At 59.9% G+C, this 21,042-nt stretch carries 20 protein-coding genes and 1 tRNA gene; 13 read left to right on the top strand and 8 right to left on the bottom strand.

Annotated features, from left to right (window positions below; translation table 11 throughout):
- The first annotated feature begins 119 nt into the window (after positions 1 to 119).
- From larC to DW796_RS08785, 6 genes are all read left to right on the top strand, one after another.
- Positions 120 to 605, top strand: coding sequence for a nickel insertion protein (gene larC, locus DW796_RS08810; protein WP_233539715.1), 486 nt, complete (start codon positions 120 to 122; stop codon positions 603 to 605).
- A gap of 55 nt (positions 606 to 660) precedes the next feature.
- Positions 661 to 1,209 (top strand): phosphodiesterase, encoded by a 549-nt coding sequence (gene yfcE / locus DW796_RS08805; RefSeq protein WP_118094863.1) that lies wholly within the window; start codon positions 661 to 663, stop codon positions 1,207 to 1,209.
- A gap of 2 nt (positions 1,210 to 1,211) precedes the next feature.
- The gene (gene mazG, locus DW796_RS08800; protein WP_118094862.1) at positions 1,212 to 2,072 is read left to right on the top strand and encodes a nucleoside triphosphate pyrophosphohydrolase; all 861 of its coding nucleotides are present in this window, start codon (positions 1,212 to 1,214) and stop codon (positions 2,070 to 2,072) included.
- 189 nt (positions 2,073 to 2,261) lie between these two features.
- On the top strand, positions 2,262 to 3,551 hold the full coding sequence (gene eno, locus DW796_RS08795) for a phosphopyruvate hydratase (RefSeq protein WP_118094861.1): 1,290 nt from the start codon (positions 2,262 to 2,264) through the stop codon (positions 3,549 to 3,551).
- Between the two features lie 195 nt (positions 3,552 to 3,746).
- Complete coding sequence (locus DW796_RS10670; RefSeq protein WP_233539714.1) at positions 3,747 to 4,508, top strand: septum formation initiator family protein; 762 nt, start codon at positions 3,747 to 3,749, stop codon at positions 4,506 to 4,508.
- A 20-nt stretch (positions 4,509 to 4,528) separates the two neighbouring features.
- Complete coding sequence (locus tag DW796_RS08785; RefSeq protein ID WP_118094860.1) at positions 4,529 to 5,533, top strand: hypothetical protein; 1,005 nt, start codon at positions 4,529 to 4,531, stop codon at positions 5,531 to 5,533.
- Positions 5,534 to 5,674: 141 nt separating this feature from the next.
- Here the strand turns inward: DW796_RS08785 and DW796_RS08780 are convergent, their stop codons facing one another.
- The 3 genes from DW796_RS08780 to DW796_RS08770 all read right to left on the bottom strand — a co-directional run bounded on the left by DW796_RS08780 (position 5,675) and on the right by DW796_RS08770 (position 8,190).
- On the bottom strand, positions 5,675 to 6,961 hold the full coding sequence (locus DW796_RS08780; protein WP_233539713.1) for an ATP-binding protein: 1,287 nt from the start codon (positions 6,959 to 6,961) through the stop codon (positions 5,675 to 5,677).
- A gap of 489 nt (positions 6,962 to 7,450) precedes the next feature.
- Positions 7,451 to 7,535, bottom strand: a tRNA-Leu gene (locus tag DW796_RS08775).
- A 31-nt stretch (positions 7,536 to 7,566) separates the two neighbouring features.
- On the bottom strand, positions 7,567 to 8,190 hold the full coding sequence (locus DW796_RS08770) for a hypothetical protein (RefSeq protein WP_089573579.1): 624 nt from the start codon (positions 8,188 to 8,190) through the stop codon (positions 7,567 to 7,569).
- 163 nt (positions 8,191 to 8,353) lie between these two features.
- On the opposite strand from DW796_RS08770, the gene DW796_RS08765 reads away from it, so the two are divergent.
- The gene (locus DW796_RS08765; RefSeq protein ID WP_117654890.1) at positions 8,354 to 8,641 is read left to right on the top strand and encodes a PTS sugar transporter subunit IIB; all 288 of its coding nucleotides are present in this window, start codon (positions 8,354 to 8,356) and stop codon (positions 8,639 to 8,641) included.
- 11 nt (positions 8,642 to 8,652) lie between these two features.
- Positions 8,653 to 9,027, top strand: coding sequence for a VOC family protein (locus tag DW796_RS08760; RefSeq protein WP_089573578.1), 375 nt, complete (start codon positions 8,653 to 8,655; stop codon positions 9,025 to 9,027).
- Between the two features lie 295 nt (positions 9,028 to 9,322).
- On the opposite strand, the gene DW796_RS08755 is transcribed toward DW796_RS08760, so the two are convergent.
- From DW796_RS08755 to DW796_RS08745, 3 genes are read right to left on the bottom strand one after another with little or no spacing between them, the layout of a single operon-like run.
- Complete coding sequence (locus DW796_RS08755) at positions 9,323 to 10,618, bottom strand: cell wall metabolism sensor histidine kinase WalK (RefSeq protein ID WP_118094859.1); 1,296 nt, start codon at positions 10,616 to 10,618, stop codon at positions 9,323 to 9,325.
- Positions 10,602 to 11,387 (bottom strand): response regulator transcription factor, encoded by a 786-nt coding sequence (locus tag DW796_RS08750; RefSeq protein WP_118094858.1) that lies wholly within the window; start codon positions 11,385 to 11,387, stop codon positions 10,602 to 10,604. Before DW796_RS08750 ends, DW796_RS08755 begins: the two co-directional genes overlap by 17 nt.
- 18 nt (positions 11,388 to 11,405) lie before the next feature.
- A complete protein-coding gene (locus DW796_RS08745) occupies positions 11,406 to 11,948 on the bottom strand; it encodes a DUF4342 domain-containing protein (protein WP_117583603.1) in 543 nt (180 codons plus the stop codon).
- A gap of 327 nt (positions 11,949 to 12,275) precedes the next feature.
- Here DW796_RS08745 and DW796_RS08740 point away from each other — a divergent pair, with 327 nt between their 5' ends.
- Positions 12,276 to 12,671, top strand: a complete 396-nt coding sequence (locus tag DW796_RS08740; RefSeq protein ID WP_117769938.1) for a (deoxy)nucleoside triphosphate pyrophosphohydrolase — start codon at positions 12,276 to 12,278, stop codon at positions 12,669 to 12,671.
- Between the two features lie 39 nt (positions 12,672 to 12,710).
- Here DW796_RS08740 and DW796_RS08735 read toward each other — a convergent pair whose 3' ends face one another.
- On the bottom strand, positions 12,711 to 15,587 hold the full coding sequence (locus DW796_RS08735) for a DUF3427 domain-containing protein (RefSeq protein ID WP_158567722.1): 2,877 nt from the start codon (positions 15,585 to 15,587) through the stop codon (positions 12,711 to 12,713).
- Between the two features lie 184 nt (positions 15,588 to 15,771).
- Here DW796_RS08735 and DW796_RS10455 point away from each other — a divergent pair, with 184 nt between their 5' ends.
- Genes DW796_RS10455 through DW796_RS08725 form a run of 3 tightly spaced genes read left to right on the top strand, consistent with a single transcriptional unit; the run spans position 15,772 to position 17,412 of the window.
- Positions 15,772 to 16,011 carry a hypothetical protein gene (locus DW796_RS10455; protein ID WP_117759451.1) on the top strand — a complete coding sequence of 80 codons (240 nt, stop codon included), beginning with the start codon at positions 15,772 to 15,774 and terminating at the stop codon, positions 16,009 to 16,011.
- Positions 16,012 to 16,051: 40 nt separating this feature from the next.
- A complete protein-coding gene (locus tag DW796_RS08730) occupies positions 16,052 to 16,690 on the top strand; it encodes a metallophosphoesterase (protein WP_117759452.1) in 639 nt (212 codons plus the stop codon).
- A complete protein-coding gene (locus tag DW796_RS08725; protein ID WP_117759454.1) occupies positions 16,687 to 17,412 on the top strand; it encodes a metallophosphoesterase in 726 nt (241 codons plus the stop codon). The genes DW796_RS08730 and DW796_RS08725 overlap by 4 nt, the downstream gene beginning before the upstream one ends.
- Positions 17,413 to 17,427: 15 nt before the next feature.
- On the opposite strand, the gene gluQRS is transcribed toward DW796_RS08725, so the two are convergent.
- On the bottom strand, positions 17,428 to 18,432 hold the full coding sequence (gluQRS, locus tag DW796_RS08720) for a tRNA glutamyl-Q(34) synthetase GluQRS (protein WP_255413488.1): 1,005 nt from the start codon (positions 18,430 to 18,432) through the stop codon (positions 17,428 to 17,430).
- A gap of 506 nt (positions 18,433 to 18,938) precedes the next feature.
- On the opposite strand from gluQRS, the gene DW796_RS10450 reads away from it, so the two are divergent.
- Positions 18,939 to 20,885, top strand: coding sequence for a DUF2207 domain-containing protein (locus DW796_RS10450; protein ID WP_158567721.1), 1,947 nt, complete (start codon positions 18,939 to 18,941; stop codon positions 20,883 to 20,885).
- Positions 20,886 to 21,042: the final 157 nt, after the last annotated feature.

The following is a 21,042-nucleotide window of genomic DNA, read 5'->3' as shown; positions in this document are numbered from 1 at the left end:
GACGTACACGTTTGGATAGGGGTGAGGGCGGCGACGGACGAATGTCACGCCTGTGCCACGTCCGATGTGCTAGCGTTTGGGTGAATAAAACGAGCCCGTGCGGAAAGGATTCGGACCGTATGCAACGTGGAAGTACATCTCCGCTGTCCCGCGAGACCGATGCGCCCGAAACTATCGTCAAGCTGGAGTGCGACATCGATGACGCGTCGCCCGAGGTGCTTGCCTACGCTGCCGATTGCCTGCGCAAGGCCGGCGCCCGCGAGGTGCATTGGTTGCCGCTTTACTGCAAAAAGGGCCGCCCCGGATGGCAGTTGCAGGTGATCTGCTCACACGAGGATATCGAGCGCCTGCAGACGATTATCTTTTTGGAGACCACGACCAACGCCATTCGTCGCCAGGTGATGGAACGCGTTTGCCTGCCGCGCCGATTCGAGCAGGTGACAACGCCTTGGGGCGAGGTATCCGTTAAGGTGGCGACCCTGCCCGATGGCAGTGAACGTGCGGCTCCCGAGTACGAGGACTGTGCTCGCCTTGCCCGCGAGCACAACGTGCCGCTCCAACGCGTGATGCAAGCGGCCCAAGCCGCGGCGTTGCGATTTGAGTGATGCGGGCGAGTGACGCGCCGCGCCAATCCAATTAACCCCACCGAAAGGACTCCCCATGAAATACCTCATCGCTTCCGACATCCATGGCTCGGCATACTGGGCCGAGCGCCTCTGCACTGCCATCGAATCCGAACAGCCCGACCGCATTGTGCTGCTGGGCGACCTGCTCTACCACGGCCCGCGTAACGACCTGCCGCGCGACTACGCTCCCAAACGCGTGATTCCGCTGCTCAACGCCCTGGCCGACCGCATCATCGCGGTGCGCGGCAACTGCGACGCCGAGGTTGACCAGATGGTGCTCGACTTTCCCGTCATGGCCGACTACGCCACCCTGTTTGACGAGACCGGCCGCGAGCTGTTCCTGACGCACGGCCACGTCTTTGGCGCCGGCATGCACAACAGCGTCGACCATGCGCCCGTGCTGCCCGAGGGCTCCGCGCTCGTCTACGGCCATACGCACATTAAGGTCAACGAAGCGAGCGCGACGCACCCGGGCCTGTGGCTCTTCAATCCCGGTAGCGTGAGCATTCCCAAAGACGGCACGCACAGCTACGGTATCTACGAGGGCGGCGCGTTCCGCCACGTGATCCTGGAGGAGGAGTAACCATGTCCGAGCATATGGCTCAGCAAAATGCCGAGGGCTCGCGCGATCTGTCCACGCTGGTCGACGCGTCGGCCGAGCTGCAGCATTTGGTGCAGACTATCTGGCGTCTGCGTCAGCCCGATGGCTGCCCGTGGGACCGCGAACAGACGCATCAGAGCATCGGCAAGAACATGATCGAGGAGGCCTACGAGGCGCTCGATTGCATCGAGGTCGACGACGCGGCACACCTGCGCGAGGAACTCGGCGACGTGCTCATGCAGGTAGTGCTGCATGCACAGATTGCGGCGGACGCCGGCGAGTTTACGCTGGCTGACGTGGCACGCGATATCGACGCCAAGCTCATCCGCCGTCATCCGCACGTGTTTGGCGATGCGGACGCCGAGAGCTCCGATGAGGTGCTCAAGATTTGGGACGAGGTCAAGCTTGCCGAGAAGGCCGCCAAGGACAAGGCTGTGGCGGCGGGCGAGGCTGCGCCCGAGGGCCTGCTCGACGGCGTGCCCACGCATCTGCCGGCGCTGATGCAGGCGCAGAAGGTGTCGCGCAAGGCGGCGGCCGTGGGCTTTGAGTGGGAGACGGTCCAGGACGTGTGGGACGAGGTCGCCGAGGAGCGTGCCGAGTTTGAGGCCGAGGCTCCCGGCTCGTCCGAGCGCGAGATGGAGTTTGGCGACCTGCTCTTTGCCCTGGTCAACGTTGCACGCAAGGAGGGCATCGACGCCGAGAGCGCCCTGCGCGCGAGCACGGCAAAGTTCCGCCGTCGCTGGGCCGCGATGGAGCAGATGGCGGCCAACGCCCATGTGGATCTGGCTGAGCTTTCGACCCACGGCCTCAACGACCTGTGGGACGCCGCCAAGGCGGAGGAGTAAGACTGCGGGAACGACGGGCTGACACGCCCCATCGTTCCCGCTAAATTTTTCGAAATACAAGTGTATCCCTCGGCTAACTTAGGGCATAATGCAAAAAGTGCGACATGGCTAACTTACGGAGGCACACCGACGGTGCACGGTCAGCCGGTCGCTTGCATCCATTACGTTTCCAAGTGAGAGGGAGACAACATGAGCGATATTTTGGACGTCTACGGTCGCGAGGTGCTCGACAGCCGCGGCAACCCCACCGTCGAGGTCGAGGTCGTGCTCGAGGACGGCAGCTTCGGCCGCGCGATGGTGCCTTCGGGCGCTTCGACCGGCGCCTTTGAGGCATGCGAGCTGCGCGACGGCGACAAGGGTCGCTACCTGGGCAAGGGCGTCTCGCAGGCCGTCGAGCACGTCAACAACGAGTGCGCCGATGCCGTCGTGGGCCTCGATGCCTTCGATCAGCGCGCCGTCGATGCCGCGCTGGTCGCCGCGGACGGTACCCCCAACAAGACCAAGCTCGGCGCTAACGCCATTCTGGGCGTGTCGCTGGCCGTCGCCCGCGCCGCTGCCGAGTCGGCGGGTCTTTCACTGTACCAGTACCTGGGCGGCGTCAACGCCCATCTGCTGCCCACGCCTATGATGAACATCCTCAACGGCGGCGTGCATGCCGACAACAACGTCGACTTCCAGGAGTTCATGATCATGCCGGTGGGCGCCCCGAGCTTTGCCGAGGGCCTGCGTTGGTGCGCCGAGGTCTACCACACCCTCAAGGGCGTGCTGCACGAGGCGGGCCTGGGCGGCGGCGTGGGCGACGAGGGCGGCTTTGCGCCCAACCTCAAGACCAATGCCGAGCCGTTCGAGTACATCACCAAGGCCGTGGAGAAGGCCGGCTTTAAGCCCGGCGTCGACTTCATGTACGCCATGGATCCGGCATCGACCGAGTTCTACAACGCCGAGACCGGCATGTACGAGCTCAAGGGCGAGGGTGTTGAGTACACGAGTGCCCAGATGGTCGATTACTGGGAGAAGCTCGTCGACACCTATCCCATCATCTCCATCGAGGACGGCATGGCCGAGGAGGACTGGGACGGTTGGGTTGAGCTTACCCGCCGCATTGGCAACAAGGTGCAGCTGGTGGGCGACGACCTGTTCGTCACCAACACCGAGCGCCTCAAGAAGGGCATCGAGCTGGGTGCCGCCAACGCGATCCTGGTCAAGGTCAATCAGATCGGCACGCTCACCGAGTCGCTCGAGGCCATCGAGACCGCCAAGGAGGCCGGTTACGCCTGCATCGTGAGCCACCGCTCCGGCGAGACCGAGGATTCCACGATCGCCGACCTGGTCGTGGGCGTCAATGCCGGCCAGATCAAGTCGGGCGCCCCGTGCCGCAGCGACCGTATCGCCAAGTACAACCAGCTCATTCGCATCGAGGACAAGCTCGAGGGCAGCGCGCGCTACGCCGGCAAGGCCGCGTTCTACAACATTCGCTAAACGGGCGAATTTGGCGAGGGGGAGGCTGACTCGGTTCCGTCCCGCCTTGACTGGATGCTGCAAAGCGCCATGGGCGCTGGGCCATACGGCTCAGCGCCTTTTTTATGTCGAGCAAAGGCTGGCGAAGGCGGTGCGGGCGCTCGTGCTATAACTAAAGGACTTAGCGCAAACAAACCTCAACCGCACAAGGCGCACATGGATCAGATTTACGACAACAGGTACTATTCCGCCGGTTCGCGCGAGCCGTCGCCTCGCCGTGCGCGCACGGTGCAGCTCGGTGGGTCCGCCTACGCCGGCGTCGATCGCTCCACGCAGCGCCCGACAAGTACCTCGCGCTCCAATGCTCAAGTGAATACTTCGACAGATGGACCGGTGCGCCCGGCACGTTCGTCGCATACGTCGCGCCCCTCGACTCAGGCACACGACAAATCGAGCAGGCCCTCGAACCGTTTTTCGGGCTCGGACTTTATGCGCTACGCCAACGACAACGCGGTGGTCAAGGCGATCTATGACTTTACGCATGGCCCTCTGCGTCCGCTGTTTATCGGTATCGTGGTGGCGCTGGTGCTCGTGAGCCTGTATTTCCCCGTGCGCGATCTGTACGTGGCAAAGCGTTCGAGCGATATCTTGGCCAAGCAGGTCGAGATTCGCCAGCAATACAATGATGAGCTGCAAAAAAGCGTCGACAAGCTGCTCTCGGAGGAGGGTATCAAGGACGCGGCGTCCGAGGACCTGGGCCTGGTGATGCCCGGCGAGAAGAAGATTGACGTGCTAGGCTTGGACGACGATTCGGACTCGTCGTCGAGCAAAAAGTCCTCAAACGCCAAGAAGGCCAGCGAAGTGGCCAAGGAAATCGAAGAAGTCGGCAAGGACGCGCCGTGGTACATCCAGGCGCTCGACATGCTGTTTGGGTTTAACGGCGTCGAGGGTCAGACGGTCGTGTCCAACGGCAAATAGCGCCCGGAGGGGAGCCCGCAATGACAAATTGCAAACGCTATAAGGTAGCCGCGATCGACCTGGGAACGGTGTCGTCGCGACTGGTGTTGGCCCAGGTCGAGGGCGGAGCGATTGTGGAATCGTCCAAGCATACCGAGATTACCGACCTGGGCGAGGGCGTGGACACGACGGGGCGCTTTTGCAAGGCGGCTGTCGAGCGTGTGCTCGCTGCGTGTCACATGTTTGTGGACGAGGCCCGTGCCTTTGGGGCCGTGTGCGTCTGCACCACGTGTACGAGTGCCGCGCGCGATGCGTCCAATGCCGCGCTACTGTTGGACGGTCTGCGCGATCTGGGGCTTGAGCCACAGGTGATTCCGGGCGAGGTCGAGGCGCGCCTGACGTTTTTCGGCGTGGCGCACGACTTTGCCGGCGAGCGCATCATTGTTGCCGATTCGGGCGGCGGATCCACGGAGCTCGCGACTGGCGTGTACGCGCCGGAGCGCGGCGTCTTTGCGCTGGAGGGAACGCGCTCGCTGGACATCGGTTGTCGCCGCGTGACGGAGCGCTTTTTCTCCGCGTTGCCGCCCGCGGATGGCGAGCTTGCTGCCGCTGCCGCGTGGGCAGGCGAGCAGTTTGCCGCCTATTTTGAAGGCCTGCCTGTCGACTTTGAGCGCGCCGAACGCTTAGTCGCGGTGGGCGGCACGGTGACTACGCTGGTGGCTCTGGTCCACGAGCTGGAGCCGTATGATTCGAGCTTTGTGCACCTGCGCGAGCTTTCGATGGAGCAGGTTTCGGCTGCCATCGAGCGTATGTCCGCGCTGGATGTGGAGGGTATCGCCGCGCTACCGGGTGTACAGCCCAAACGCGCGGGCGTGATTCTGGCCGGCGTCGTGGTGATTCGCGAGCTCATGCGAGCCGGCGGCTACAAGACGCTCACCGTAAGTGAGAACAGCCTCCTCGCCGGCATGGCCGCCACCATCAACGAGGTTCTCGACGGCGCGACCCCCACCATCGCCTGGACCCCGAGCCTGAGCACCCTCCAATAAGTTGCGGTGAAATACGGACTAAAATCGCCCTTTCGGGCCCCAAACAGTCCCTATTCCACCGCAACTCAACAGCCGGCACTTAGGGACGTTCCTTTTCTGCCGGCACCTGGGGACAGTCCTTGCGGGGCGTCCCCACAGCGCCTATGCCAGCTTGTCGATTTGCCCAATCTCCCAAAGCGGAATATTGACGAGCATGCCTTCATCTCTATATGCCGCCAGGGAGGTCCTCACACAACGCATGAGCTTGAATTTTTCGCAGGCTATTTTCAGGCTCTTTGCTTTGAGGTTCTCCGCCGCCTTGACCTCAAGCGGAAGCACGGTTCCCGCATGGTCGATGGCAAAGTCGGTTTCGGCATTGCCGGAGGTAGAGGACCAGTACGCAGGACTTTTGCCTTGCAGCAAGAGTTCCTGTGCGACATATTGCTCGGTGAGCGAGCCCTTAAACTCAGTGAAAACAGCGGATCCGTTTAGGACGATGGTCGGGGGGAGGCTGGAGAGCGCTCCAAGGATGCCGGTGTCAATGCAAAATAGTTTGAAGCCCGAGAGATCCTCATAGCTCAAGAGCGGTGCTCTGAGGGCAGAAACGCGCGGAACCTTATGAACGATTCCGTAGTCCGCGAGCCACTGGAGGCTTTCCTCAAAATCGCGTGCGCGCGCTCCGGGGCGAAGGGCGCCATAGACAAACTTCTTGTTCTCCTTGGCAAGCTGGCCGGGAAGGGATTTCCAAACCAACCTCATGCGCTCGACGATGCGGGCGGGTGCATGTTTGCCAAAATCGGATTCGTAAGCCTCGATGATTTGCTGCTGAAGCCTTCGGGCTTCGATGAAGTCGCGTGTCTCGGCGAAAGCGGAGACAACTTCGGGCATACCACCGACAACAAGGTATTCCTTGAGCAAGTGCTCGAGCTTTTCGGTAACGTTTGCTAGAAGGTTCATGTCTGCGGCAAGGATGGCGTCGGCGAGCGGGTTGCCGTCGACGGCACGAACGAACTCGGCAAACCCCATGGGACGCATGGTGAGCTGGTCGATTTTGCCGACGGGAAATGACTCGTTTTCGCGTCGGAGCGCGAGACCCATATAGGAGCCGGCTGCTACGATGTGGTATTCGGGTGCAAGTTCGTTGAAGTACTTGAGCGAGGTGATCCCGTGTGGCGCCTCTTGGATCTCGTCGAAGATGATGAGCGTGTCTGCCGGCGTTATGGTTTGGCCACTTAGGAGTTCTATCTGGGAGATGATGCGCTTGGGGTCGAGGTCCCCATCGAACAGCGAACGTGCGCTCGGCTCGAGCATAAAGTCAAAACGAATGACGTTTCGATACTGCTGGCTTGCGAATTTGTTAAGAAGCCACGTCTTTCCTGTCTGGCGGGCTCCCTTAAGCAAGAGAGGTTTGCGATTCGCCCTTGATTTCCAAGCGATAAGTTCACTCATAAGCTGTCGTTGCATATTGCCTCCCAACCCTCTCGGCTAGTATAAGGCCATATGCGCGTTTCCCTTGGAAAATGTGCGAGACAACCACGTTTTTCCATCGAAAAATGTGCGAGACAACCACGTTCTTCCATCGAAAAATGTGGGAGTATCAACCTAAGCTGCGGTGAAATAGTTCTTAAATAGGCTGGTAAACAGCATAAACAAGAACTATTCCACCGCAACTTATCATCCGTGTCGGCATCCACAAGAAACGAGACCGCGTCTCCGGGGGACACGGGCTCGTAAGCACTACATGGTAGGGGCGGTGGGACGTCTGCGAATTTGCGCAGCAAATACGCACCGGCCTCGGTCGCCTGCCGGCGCCCTCGCCGGCTCGCTACAAACGCTCCGCGTTTGCTTAACGCTCGCCCCCTCGCGGGTTCGAGCCCCACCGGCGTGCAAAAGAAACGAGCCCGCGTCTCCGGGGGACACGGGCTCGTAAGCACTACATGGTAGGGGCGGTGGGACTCGAACCCACAATCCTTGCGGCGAGAGATTTTAAGTCTCCTGCGTATGCCAATTCCGCCACGCCCCCGTGAGACTAGAAGTCTAGCACAAGCCGTCCGTTACGCGTTGACGGCCATCGAGTGCTGGCCTGACTTTTCCAAGTACTCGGCAAACTTGGCTTCGTCGCCCTTGTTCTGGTACTGCAGGGCCAGCAGGTACTCCAAGCGGCAGCGCTTGACCGGGTCGTCGCCGACATCCTCGAGCATGCGCTCCAGCTCGGGAATGTCGTTGTGACGCTTGAGGATCATCGTGTCGTACATCAGCTGGCACTCGTGCGCGACCGCCTCGGCCTGACCGCCCTCAAAGCCCTTGATTTCGTGCAGCAGCTCCTTGGACTTTTTGCGGTCCTCCTGGCCAACGTAGTAGTTAAAGGCCTTGATCACCAGGTCGACGCGCTGCATCTTGGGCAGGTTGAGTCCCAGCAGCAGGTCGAACATCTCGCCGGCGCGCTCGTGGTCCTCGCGCAGCAGATAGGAGTTTAGACGCAGGTAGTCGCGGTTGTAGCGCGGGTACAGCATGCTGGTGAGTTTGCCGTCGAGCAAACGATCGAACTCGGCCCACTGTTTGGCGGCCATCAACTGTTGCAGGCGTTTAAACGTAGTGCGTTTTTTGACGCTAAAGAACACCGATACGGCGATACAGATGATAACGACGGCGGTCCAGAGTGTGCGGGAATCGGGCATGTTAGGATCCTTAGTCGCTCATAAAGCGAGCGGTATGACAACACGTACTAGATGTATTATACGCAGCGCACAAGCAAACTGGCATAAAAGCTCATCGAGGCTGAGTGCCATCGCTCGCTGCGGTACACTTACCTAAAGTAAACCATGAAGGGAGACATTACCTATGAAGAAGATCGTTTTGGCTTGCGGTGCTGGCGCTGCTACTTCCACGCTCGTTGCCCAGAAGGTCGCCACCATGCTCGATGCCAACGGTTATGCCGGCAAGTACGAGATCGTGCAGTGCGCTATCTCCGAGGCCAAGGATTACTGCGACGAGGGCGCTGACCTGCTGATCGCCACCACCGTTGCCCCCGAGGGACTCACCTGCCCGTACGTGAGCGGCGTGCCCTTCATGACCGGCATGAACCGCGTCGCTGCCGAGAAGGCCGTCCTCGACGTCATGGCTCAGTAGGCGCTGACTGTATGAGTGAGCAGAACGCCAATCCGGTCGAGCTCTTTGGCATGCGCGTTGCCCATGTGGGCATTAACGCCACCGACCCGGCAGATGCCCTGGAGATCGCGGAGCTGTTCTCGACGATGATGGGCCTGCCCGTTATCGAGACCCCGGTTTCGTACTTTAACGATTCGCTGATCGAGGTCATGAAGCAGAACGGTCGTGGCACCAAGGGCCACATCGGCTTTGCCGTCAACGACATCGATGCGGCCGAGAAGTGGTTTGCCGAGCGCGGGCTCGAGGTCAACGAGGAGTCGCGCGTGCTGCTGCCCGACGGCGGCACTAAGCTCGTGTACTTTAAGCGCGAGTTCGCCGGCTTCGCCGTGCACCTGTGCCGCGAGTAGCGCACAAGCTGCCATAGCTAACGAAAAATGGGGTAAGGCCACGTGGCCTTACCCCATTTTTAATGCCGAGAGGGTGACTGACGGGCTGCCGTAAAACGAAGGTGAATGCTTTTCCGCGAAGTGAACGAGTGAAATCGGACCCCTGGAGCATCGACACTTTGGAGGCACCGTTTCCTGCGGTTTCGTAAGGTTTTTCCTGCAGTTTTGGCGTCAAAAAGTGTGGATGCTTCGGGGGTCCAAAATAGGTCGTTCACTTCGCGGAAAAGCATTCACCTTCGATTCGTGAGAGACGCCCCTACCGCGGCAGGCGAATCGTAAAGCGGCTGCCGACGCCCTCGACTGAGGTCACACCAATGACGCCGCCGTGGCTGTCGACGATCCACTTGGCGATGGCGAGCCCCAGACCCGAGCCCTGCGCGCCGGCATCGCGCGCGTTGTCGGCGCGGTAGAACCGTTCAAACGCGTGAGCTGCGGATTCCTGGTTCATGCCGATGCCCTCGTCCTCAACGCTTATGTCGACCGTGCCCGCGCCCGCATCCGGCGCTACGCCAAACGAGATGGGCGTGCCCGCGTCCGAATACTTGGCGGCGTTTTGCACGATCACGCGCAGAGCCTGCTTCACGAGCGCCACGTCGACGGGCGCGTCGCAGCGCGGGTCGCTGGCAAGCAAGGCGTCAAAAGCCAGCCGATACGTGTGCTCGGTATCGATCATCTGCGATTCCTCGCATACCTCGCCGACCAGTGCGGCCAGGTTAGTATTCGCACGCCGCAGGACCGTGCGCCCGGCATCGCCGCGTGCCAAAAACAGCAGCTGTTCCACGAGCTCCTGCATGTGCTCGCTTTCGGCCTTGAGGGACGCGATGGATTCTGCCAGCACGTCCGGGTCGTCTTTGCCCCAGCGGTCGAGCATGTTCACGTAGCCCTGAATCACCGCGATGGGCGTGCGCAGCTCGTGGCTCGCGTCGTTGACAAAGCGCATCTGCTGCAGCTTGGCCTCTTGCATCTGGCGCAGCAGGCGGTTGAGCGCGACCTCGATGCTTGCCAGGTCGGCGTCGCCGGTGGTGACGCTCGGCGAGTCGACGCTTGCGCGCTCGATGGCCTGCTCCAGCGTTTCCATCTTGCCGCCGGAGAGCTGCATGCGGCCGAGTTCGTCCACGCGCAGGGCCAGATCGTTGAGCGGCGCCATGGTGCGGCGCACGCGGCGGGCGCCGCCGAGCATGTTGAGCACGCTGATGACCTGCCAACCCACAACGACAAGGTAGAGAGGCCATAGCGTGACGAGGTCCTGCGCGAGGGGGAAAGTCTTGGTGGTACGCGCAAGCTCGACGGTATAGGTGAGCGTTGTCAGGTCCCAGCCGCGCGCGGGCGTCAGCGACATGCTGCGAACGGTGGCGCTGGGGATCCATCCTGCGGTAAACGCGCCGTTGGGCAGCGTCCGGTTGTATCCATAGACGAGGATCGCCACCGCAATAACCAACAGCAACAGATCGAGCCAGACGTAGCTCATCAGGCGGCGCCACATATAGCTCCAGTTGATGGCGCGGGCGATGGAGGTGACGCGCTTGGCCTCGGCATTACGCGCGGCAGACATAGCCCACCCCGCGCACGGTCTGGATGATGCGGGCGCCGCCGGCGTCTTCGATCTTGGCGCGCAGGTGCGCGATGTGCACGTCGACGTTGTTGGTGTCGCCTACGTATTCGTAGCCCAGCGCCTCGTGCGCGATGCGCTCGCGCGTGAGCACGGTGCCGGCATGCGCCATAAGCAGGGCGAGGACGTCGAACTCGCGGGCCGTGAGCGCGATGGGCGAGCCGCCGACCGTGACTTCGCGGCGGTCGGGGTCGAGCGCAACCGAGTCAACGGTAAGCGCGGCGTGGGAGGGCGTGGCAGCGGTCTGGGTCGTGTCGGTTGCCGGGGACATTGTGGCGATACCGGCGCCCGCGCCGCCTGCCGCGCCCGCCCCAGTACCGGCGCCGCCAACGCCCGAAGCCGCCCGCACGGCCTCCGAGCGCTTCAGTGCCACGCGGATCCGTGCGAACAGCTCCTCAATCGCAAATGGCTTGGTCAGGTAATCGTCAGCACCGGCGTCAAGCCCTGCCACCTTGTCCATCACGGCATCGCGCGCGGTGACCATAATCACCGGCACATCCTTGTGCTTGCGGACACGTCGCAAGACCTCCATGCCGTTGAGCTGCGGCAACAGTACGTCGAGCAGAATCAGATCGTAGTCGCGCTCCAGCGCCAGGTCAACGGCGGTGCGGCCATCGGCGGCGTGTTCCACCTGGTAGCCCTCGTGCTCCAGCTCGAGCGTCACAAAGCGGGCGATTTTCTCCTCGTCCTCTACGATCAAGATCCGTGCCATGCGTGCCCCCGTCTGCGATTACTTGTCGTCGTTGAGATTTTGCTTGATGTCGTCCGCGGCGTTGGCAGCGCTATCCATAAGGTTGTTGATGCTGCCGGGCACGTCGCCGTCGCTGTCGATGCGGTAGCGCATGCCAAAGAACAGGCCAATCAGCATCAGCCATATCGTGGCGCCCCAGGCAAACAGCGCGACGATGGGGATCAGGATGGGGATGTTGAGGATGATCGCATCGCGGCGCGTGGCGATAAACTTGGTGTCCAGACTCAGGCGGAAGAGCTTTTTGAGGTACTCCCACACGCTGTCCATCTTCTTGGAGAAGTCGGTCTTTTCGCTCGACTTTTCGTAAGCGACCTGCGCGGCGACCATCTCGGCAGAGGGCTCATCGACTGGCGCGGACTCGGTGGCGGCATGCGCCGACGTGGTCTGGGTCTTGCCCTGCGACTCGAGCCAAATGATGGCATCCAAAACGTTGCCGTCGGCAGCGTCGAGCGCGGCCTTGGCATCGGTGTAGCTCACGTTGCACTTGGTGCGGATAGTTTCAACTTTTTCGAGGTCGTCCATGACCTGTCCTTTCGTTCGATGGGCGCGACGCCGGGCAATTTGCTCGGGTGCGAGCGTTGCGTTCGGCGGTCTGCGTTGCGCCGCCCCGCCCTTGGTCGAACTCTATAGTGCAGGTTATAGATTAAGCGATTCTTGAGCCAAGATTAATGTTGGATGAGTTTTTGGGTGGCAGTGGGAAAAGTATTAGACCTCGATAGCGGGAGATGGTGGGCCGGTACAAAACGGCGTCAAGTGTTGGTCGAGCAGGTGGTTTTCAAGCGATCGGGACATGGCGGGCGGTCGATCGCCTATACTGGTTGGGCTCAACTAGAGAGGTGATAACTAGTTATGAAATCAATCAATGTTGCAGCAGCGATTATTCAGAAGGACGGGAAAATCCTGAGCTGCCAGCGTGGCTACGGCGAGTTTAAAGACGGCTGGGAGTTTCCGGGCGGCAAGCTCGAGCCGGGCGAGACCGGTGAGCAGGCAATCGTGCGCGAGATTCAAGAAGAGCTCGAGGTCACGATCGGTAACCTCGACTATCTTTGCACGGTCGAACATGATTACGAGACGTTCCATCTGTCGATGCAGTGCTACCTAGCTAGCATCCTTTCGGGCGAGTTCAAAGAGCACGCTCACGAGGACATGAAGTGGCTCTATACCAATAACCTGTGGGATGTCGATTGGCTTCCGGCGGACGTTAAAGTCGTTAGGGAGCTCGAAAAGAAACTCAGGCTTATGTAAGAAGGAGCGGGCGTCGCATGGCGGCCCGCTCCTTCTTTGTTACTCTGTCTCACTCAGATCGCTGAGCATAAACTCGTAAATGTCCTGACGCACGGGCGCATTGAGTTCATATTCGATTTCGACGGCGTTGTCGCCGCTCTTAGTTTTAATAGCTTTGAACTCGCCAGTCGGATGCATTTTGCCTAGGAAGTAAAATTCCTTGCCACCCTTATCGTCCTTGTTCTTTCGCATAAACAAATACGTCTTTAGCCCGTTGCCCGGCCATGCCTGCAGACGCTGAATCTCGGGGGAGTTGAGCGTGCGGTTGTTCTTAGAGATTGCAACTAGCTTACTCGGCGAAACAAAGCGGTCTTCATACTGAATGGACTCGCTAATGTCGGGTGCCTTGTCATAGTTAATAAACACGGGGAATGTATTGGTCTTCTCGTCGTAGAAGTAGCCGCCAAGATTTTGGCCGTTGATGTTCTTTTCCCAGTTCATCAAGCGGCAAACTTCTTCGTACGTGTACTTGGCGTTGAGAACGAAATTTGTGTTTTGGTACGTCTCGGCATAGTCGAGTCGGTTACGCGCAATGCCAAAATCCAGCACCTCGAGAATCTGGCGCTTGAACTCTGCGTTGCGCAGAGCGGTCGCAAACGCTTCGGTCAGACGAGGTCCGCATCCATCGTCAATAAGCAGGGAAACGAAATCCTTGGGAGTGGCAAAGTCGCCCTTAAGGACTGTGATTGCCGACCTAACGGCGCTGTCCTTAAGCTGTGTGTGGTAGCTCCTAAGCGCAGCCTCGCGCATATGCCGGTAGCCCTCGTGTCCGGCTTCGACGAGCGTTTGAAGCAAATAGAGGTCTTCGAAACGCTTGCCCGCGGCGAGCTTTTGAGAAATAAATTTGAGAATCTTGGTTTGATCAGAGGAAAATTGAACCGTGTAGTCCGGCTCGTATTTGGATAGAAATGCGTGGTAGGACCCCAGGCCGCTATTCTTGAAGATAAGCAGCGGATCGATGGAGCCGTTACGATCAAATTCGAGCAGCGAGGGAATCTTGCCGAGTTTCTGGCGCAAGTCGAGATATTCGTTTTTCAAAAACCTGACGGAGGTGAAATCGCCGCCATCGATGGCCTTGTAGATGCGTGCCTCGGAAATACGATCAAAGCTCACGGTCGAGCATCCGGGGATCGTCGAATCGCCCTCTTGGACGAGACGACGCAGGCGATCTTTGTTGTACGTTTTGTCACCCGAAAGCGCGATGGGCACCAAGAAGTTGCTCTGGTAGTTGCCAATAAAGTCGAGCACCAGTGCGTATTCCTTGCCATCATTCAGACGCAAACCTCGTCCGAGCTGTTGAATAAAGATGATTGCGGAGTCGGTGCGTCGAAGCATGATGATCTGATTGAGCGAGGGGATGTCGACGCCTTCGTTCATGATATCGACCGAGAAAATATACTCGAGCTCGCCGGCTTCAAGTCGGTTGATAACGGCATCGCGGACTTCATCGGGATCTTGACCGCTAATCGCAGCCGTTCGATATCCGAGAGCGTTGAATTTGCGCGACAGTTCTTTGGCCTCGGCGTTTCGATTGCAGAAAATTAAGCCCCTGCGGCTGCTTTTGGTGACGCTATATTCTTCGATCTTCTCGGTGATGTGACGCACACGCTCGTCGGACGTTAAGCGCCCGAACAGGGCGGTATTTTCGACCGTCTCATCGTCAATCTCCAGATCGTGAATGCCAAAATAATGGAAGGGGGCTAGCATCTCCTCGGACAAAGCGTCCTGCAGCGTGATCTGGAATGCGATGACGTGATTGAAAAGGGCAAAGACGTCATAGCCGTCGGTGCGATTGGGTGTAGCGGTCATGCCCAGATAAAACCGAGGCGTAAAGTGCGACATGATGGATTGGTAGCCCTGAGATCCCGTGCGGTGGGCCTCGTCGATGACGATGTAGTCGAACTCATCGGGACGGAAATCGCTCAGATGTTTGGCGACCGAAGAACACATGGCAAACACACAGGTAGCATCGCTTGTATTCTTGCCAGTTTGATAGGTGTCGAACATATAGGTACTACCTAAGAGCCGTTCGTAGCTTGCACGGGAGGCGTCGATAATGCGCCGGCGGTGCGCAAGAAAGAGGACGCGCCGGGGTTTAGTTGCGAGTACGTCGAAAGCTGAAAGGAAGGTTTTACCTGTACCCGTGGCAGAGACCAGCAAAGCACGAGTTTCGCCCTTGCGGTGGATCGCTCCAAGCGCTTCGAGGGCACGCTGCTGCATTTTATTGGGCTTGATTTCAGCGAGGTCATTTTGCGTCGGCGTCTCACTAGATTTGAATGTCGGTTTCGATTTAGTTTTTGGCGGATGGGTCATTCGATACGTGGCGTAGTTATCAATCCAGTCTTGGGAAAGTGCAACGGTTGAGGTGTCGTTCCACAGCGAATTGAACTCGCCTCTAAGTTCTCCGAGCAGGCGGCTGTTTTCAACGGTCTGGTAGAGCACATTCCATTCTTTATTACAGGTGAGGGCGGTCTGCGTCATGTTCGAGCTGCCGACGATAACCGTGCTGGTTTCGCCTTTATCAAAAATGTATCCCTTAGCGTGCAAATTTCCTTGGAACACGCGGACTTCGATATTGTCGTACTCCAAGAGCTTGCGAAACGCATCGGGTGAGTTGAAGTTGAGATAGGTGGATGTGAGCAACCTGCCCTTAATGTTGCGTTGCTTGAGCTCTTGGAATGCTTCGACCAGGATCTGCAAACCGCCGTCCGCGACGAACGCAACGCAAAAGTCAAAGGAGCTGCAGGTCGAGAGCTGCTCTTCGATAACGGATAGTAGTGTTCCGCCGGTCGCCTTCGAGTTGGCGATGAGCTTGGGTGAATCGTTCTCGCGTGTAAGCGAATCGAATTCAATATCAATCTGCTGCTGAGCAACCATTTCACCAGACCTTTCGAAAGACCACGTTTGCGCCAGGATAGCAGATCGATCGTTCGTGTTTTGGGCGACTTTTGATACGAGGGCTTGCAAGCGGTGTCCGCACGACATGTGACACTTAACCTGCTGCCAACTCCTCCGCGGCGGCATGAACCTGATCAACGATTCTCTAAGGAGCTCGAAATCGATGAGTGACAACACCAAGCATCTCGCAAAGAAATGTGTTAAGGACGCGGGGCTGTGCCTCGCGCTGTGCCTTGCCGGCGCAGCGGTCGCGCTATTGGCTGTTCTGAGGCCGTTCGACGTGCTTCGAAGTGCCAGCTCTCTGCACGTTTGCATCGCCCTTGCCGGTGCCATGATGACCGGTGGCGTACTCGATCTAGTTTTTTGGGTGTTTGACCCGTTTGGATGGAAGAACGAAGGGTAAGCCCTAAGGGATGGACGCCCCGCAGCCTTAGGAGGTCCCCATGATCTGGTTTACCAGCGATACGCACTTTGGACACGAGAACGTGCTACGGCTCGCCGATAGGCCTTGGTCGACTGTTGCGCAGATGAACGACGACATGGTCGCTAGCATTAATGGCAAAGTCGCTGTGGACGACGAGCTTTACATTTTGGGTGACTTTAGCTTTAAGATGACGGTCCAAGAAACCTACGAACTGCGCAAAAGCATCGCATGCAAGCGCGTCCATCTGCTGCCCGGCAACCACGACAAAGACTGGACGCAGCCTGCGGTGGCGGATGCTTTGATCGTCGAGCCGCCCATTTGCGTGCTTAAGATCGACCGTCAAAAAATCGTACTGAGTCACTATCCTATGGCCGACTGGCAGGGTATGTCGCACGGCGGCTGGCATCTTCACGGGCATATCCACAGCTGCGGCGGCGCGTACAACACGTTCAACCTTCGGCAGGGGCTGCGGCGCTATGACGTGGGCGTGGACGCCAACGGCTACGCCCCGGTGAGCCTGGAGGAGCTCAAGTCTTGGTTTGCGCAGGTCGATGAGCCGGTGTGTTGCGCTAAATGGCCGTGGTGGGTCAACGCCACGGGCGATGAGCAGGTTGAGCGCGATCTCGAAGCCTATAAGAGGGAAGTGGCAATCCGATGACGGTTTATGTGACGGGCGATGTCCACGGTGGCATCGACATGCAAAAGCTGCGCGATTGGGAACGCGGCGACTCGCTCTCGAGCGACGACTATCTCATCATCGCGGGCGACTTTGGCTTTCCGTGGGATTTCTCTGCCGAGGAATGCGCCGATATCGCGTGGCTCGAGTCGCGTCCCTATACCGTGCTGTTCGTCGACGGCAACCACGAGCGCTTCGATCACTGGGCGGAGCGTCCCATGGAGTTGTGGCACGGTGGGCTGACACAGCGCCTATCGGACACCTCGCCCATACGGCGCCTGACGCGCGGCGAGGTCTTTGAGCTCGACGGCTCAACGATCTTTACCATGGGCGGCGCCACGAGCGTGGACAAGGAATACCGCGTGCCGTATTCCAGCTGGTGGCCGCAGGAGCTGCCGGGTGAGCGCAACTTTGAGGAAGCGCGGACAAAGCTCGATAGCGTGGGCTGGAAGGTCGACTACGTAATCACCCACACCTGTTCCACGCGCATGCTCTCGCCCACGCTCTATCCGGCACCTGGCTGGAATTACCCCGATGTCGATCGGCTTACGGCATTTTTCGACGAGCTAGAAGGCCGCCTGGATTACAAGCGCTGGTACTACGGGCATTTTCATCGGGATGCCAACCCGGCCGAGCGCCACACCGTGCTCTACGACTGCATCGTTCGCCTGGGCGATGAACTCCAGCCCTGGGACGTTGCGTAGGGGCGGGGCGTTTGGTTATTCGGCCATGATGGTGATGTTCTCGCGGTGTGCGCGAATGACGTTCCAGCTAAAGTGTTCGACCAGCTGCTCGGCGGAGCACGGCGTGGTGTCTGGCGCGATGCCCGTTTGCCCGGCGAGCCAGCCCAGCAGTGCTTCGGGCGTGGCAAAGCGGGTGCGCAACTCGCCCAGGTCCAGATCGCGGTCGCGCTTGGAAAGGCGGCGGCCGTCCGCCGACATGAGCAGCGGAATGTGCGCGTAGTGCGGCGTGGCAAGTCCCAGCAGATGCTGCAGGTAGATCTGGCGGGGCGTGGAGCCCAGCAGGTCGCATCCGCGCACGACCTCGGTGACGCCCATGGCGGCGTCGTCGACCACTACGGCCAGCTGATAGGCAAATACGCCGTCGCTGCGGCGCACCAAAAAGTCGCCGCACTCGGTGGCGAGCGCCTCGCATTGGGCGCCGTACGTGCGGTCTACGAACTCGACCACATCGTCGGCGAGGTCATCGACCGTGGGTACGCGCAGGCGCGTGGCCGGGGCGCGCAGGGTGCTGCGGCGGGCAACCTCTTCGGCCGAAAGAGCACGGCAGGCGCCGCGATAGATGGGCGTGCCGTCGCTGGCGTGCGGTGCGCTCGCGGCGTGGAGCTCGGCGCGCGTGCAAAAGCAAGGGTAGGTGAGGCCGGCGTCTTGCAATTGGCGCAAGGCGGCTTCGTACAGATCCAGGCGATCGTGCTGGTAGTAGGGGCCTTCGTCCCACTCGAGACCCAGCCAGGCCAGGTCGTCGATCAGCTGGGCCGCAAGTTCGGGACGCTTGCAGCGATCGTCCAGGTCCTCGATGCGCAACACGATACTGCCGCCCTGGCTGCGGGCCGAAAGCCACGCGCACAGGCAGCTGAACACGTTGCCCAGGTGCATGCGGCCCGAGGGCGACGGGGCAAAGCGGCCCACGACGGGGGTGGGAGAGGGAGTCGCCGTCGACGTGGCCACGGCGGGCGTTGCTATGTTGCGTGCTTTGATATCCATGCGGACGAGTATAGCGCGGGGCGCGATGGGGAGGCGTCACTGTGGTCCGCAAGTTGTGAGGCCCCTCATTGCGTATGGCGGGTCGCAGACTCGGTGCTTTGATACCTGTCCATCAACTCGGCACCTAAGACGACAGAAACCCCGGCAGCTCTTCGCAACTGCCGGGGTTTCCGCGGAAAAGGGGGACATGATCCTCGAGCGAACGGGAAAGGGGCAAACCGTTTTCGCTCAACTGCTTTATGCCCTTCGCCCGCAGGCTCAATCAGCGTTTTAGCGGCAACACAAAGCCGCTACACCTGTGACGGAGCTGTGAAGTGGTGTCTGCTGCTGGCGCGGGCCATGGCAAGGAGTGTCCCAGACTGCCGGCAGATAAGGAACGTCCCCAAGTGCCGGCCGTGGACGTGACTTTCGTCCCGTTTGATACTCCGCTGGCCTAGATGTTCGTCACATGAGCCCGCAAACGTGGGACAATGACGCTACTGGTACCACAGACAAAGGATGTGCCTATGAACGCCCCCGTTGCCCAGCCCTGTCGGCAGCGCCGCCTGTTTGCGCGATTCGCTTCCGTCTGCGCACTCGTCGCGCTTGCGTTGTTGCTGCTGCCTGCCGCCGCGCACGCCGACGGCTACTCCATGAGCCAAACCTACATCGGCGCCACGGTTGAGGCCGATGGCTCGCTGACCGTTGTCGAGGGACGCCAGTTCGATTTCGACGACGACATCAACGGCGTGTATTGGGATATCAATACAGGCTCTAACCAGCAAGGCGGCTCGGTGGTCGTCAATGTGCTAAGCGTCGAGGAAGACGACACTGCGTTTAACAAGGTCGACAGCGCAAACAAAGGCGACGACGGCGTTTACACGGTGGAACAGTCCGGCGACGGCGTAAAGATTAAGGTGTTCAGCCCCCACGAGAGCGGCGACAGCGCAATCTACTACGTGAGTTATTCCATGACCGGTGCGGTTATGAACTGGGCCGATACCGCCGAGCTTTACTGGAAATTTGTGGGTGACGGCTGGTCGGCGGATTCCGATGACGTCGAGATGGAAGTGTATTTCGCAAATGCCGCTGCCGGGACGGCTGCCGTCAAGGGCGATAACTTCCGCGCATGGGGCCACGGTCCGCTGACGGGCGACGTGTCGCTCGATGAGGACGAGCCCATGGTCACCTATACCATTCCCTGCGTGCATCAGGGCGAATTCGCCGAGGCACGCATCGCCTTCCCCAGCGACTGGGTGCCGCAGCTTGCCGCCTCGGGCGAAGAGCGCATGTCAACGATCCTGAGCGAAGAGAAGGAATGGGCCGACGAAGCTAACGCCCGCCGTGAGCACGCGCGTGCGGTTGCCAGCGCGATTGCCGTGGTGTGTGTTGTCGTGGCGGTTGCCTATACCGGTGTGATCGTGATGCTTAAGCTGCGCAGGCCCAAGCCCAAGCCGCTCTTCCAGGACGAGTACTTCCGCGATGTGCCCTCGGCCGACCATCCCGCGGTGCTTGCAGCTCTCATGAGCTGGAACGACGTGCCCGATCAGGCATATATCGCCACGCTTATGAAGCTCACCGACGACCGCGTGATCAAGCTGGAAGAAGCGACCGAGACCAAGAAGAAGGGTCTGCTCCGTCGCGAAAAAGAGGAGCAGACGTATCGCATCACAGTGACCGACGAGGCCTGGAAGGCTGCCAAGAAGGACGGCATCGATCGCGATGTGCTCAAGGTCTTCTTCGCCGGCGTTAAGCCCGATAAGGACGGAGTCCGTTCGCGCACGTTTAGCGAGCTGGAGGAGTACGCTAGCGAGCGCACCACATCTGTTGGCGACAAGCTCGAGGACTATCAGAGCACGGTTAAGGGCAAGCTGGAGGCGCGCGAGCTTATCGCATCGGATGGCACCATCGCGATGGTGGCCGGCCTGGTTCTCGGTATCATCATCGTCTTTGGCATTCTGGGCTCTCTGATCTATACCGACTTTGCGGATGCCAATGTCGGTGCCGCTATGATCTCGATCCCCGTCACGATCGTGGGCTTTGCCCTGAGCTGCACTTTCCGCCGTTACACGCCGGAGGGCGCCGAGGTGGCGGCTCGCTGCAAGGCGCTCAAGCATTGGCTCGAGGACTTTACGCGTCTGAAGGAGGCCGTCCCCAGCGACCTGATCTTGTGGAACAAGCTGCTGGTGATGGGCGTTGCCCTGGGCGTTTCGAAAGAAGTGCTGCGACAGCTGGCCGAAGCCGTGCCTGCGGACCTGCGCAACAGCGACGATTTCTACGACAACTACCCCTGCTACTGGTGGTATTACCATCACTACGGCAACGAGTCCCCACTCGATTCGTTCAACGATGTGTACCACGAGACCATCCGCGAGCTGGCTTCGAGCTCCGACAGCTCGAGCGGCGGCAGCGGCGGCGGCTTCTCTGGCGGCGGTGGTGGCGGCGCCGGCGGAGGCGGCGGCGGAACGTTCTAGTGAGCGCTTGCTTTGGGGTGGATCTTTCTGGGCGGTTGCCAGGGAAGATTCATCCCATTTTTGTGCATCGAAACGGGCCAAACTTTCCGCTGAGGACCTTCGCGCGGTAGCGTGCAGAGATGTGGTGTAAGAGGCGGGGCATGCCCCGCCTCCGCCC

Origin of the sequence: Collinsella sp. AM31-2AC (genome assembly GCF_003469285.1) — a bacterium.
Taxonomy (GTDB): domain Bacteria; phylum Actinomycetota; class Coriobacteriia; order Coriobacteriales; family Coriobacteriaceae; genus Collinsella; species Collinsella aerofaciens_AT.
This window is presented reverse-complemented; position numbering and strand designations above follow the sequence as displayed.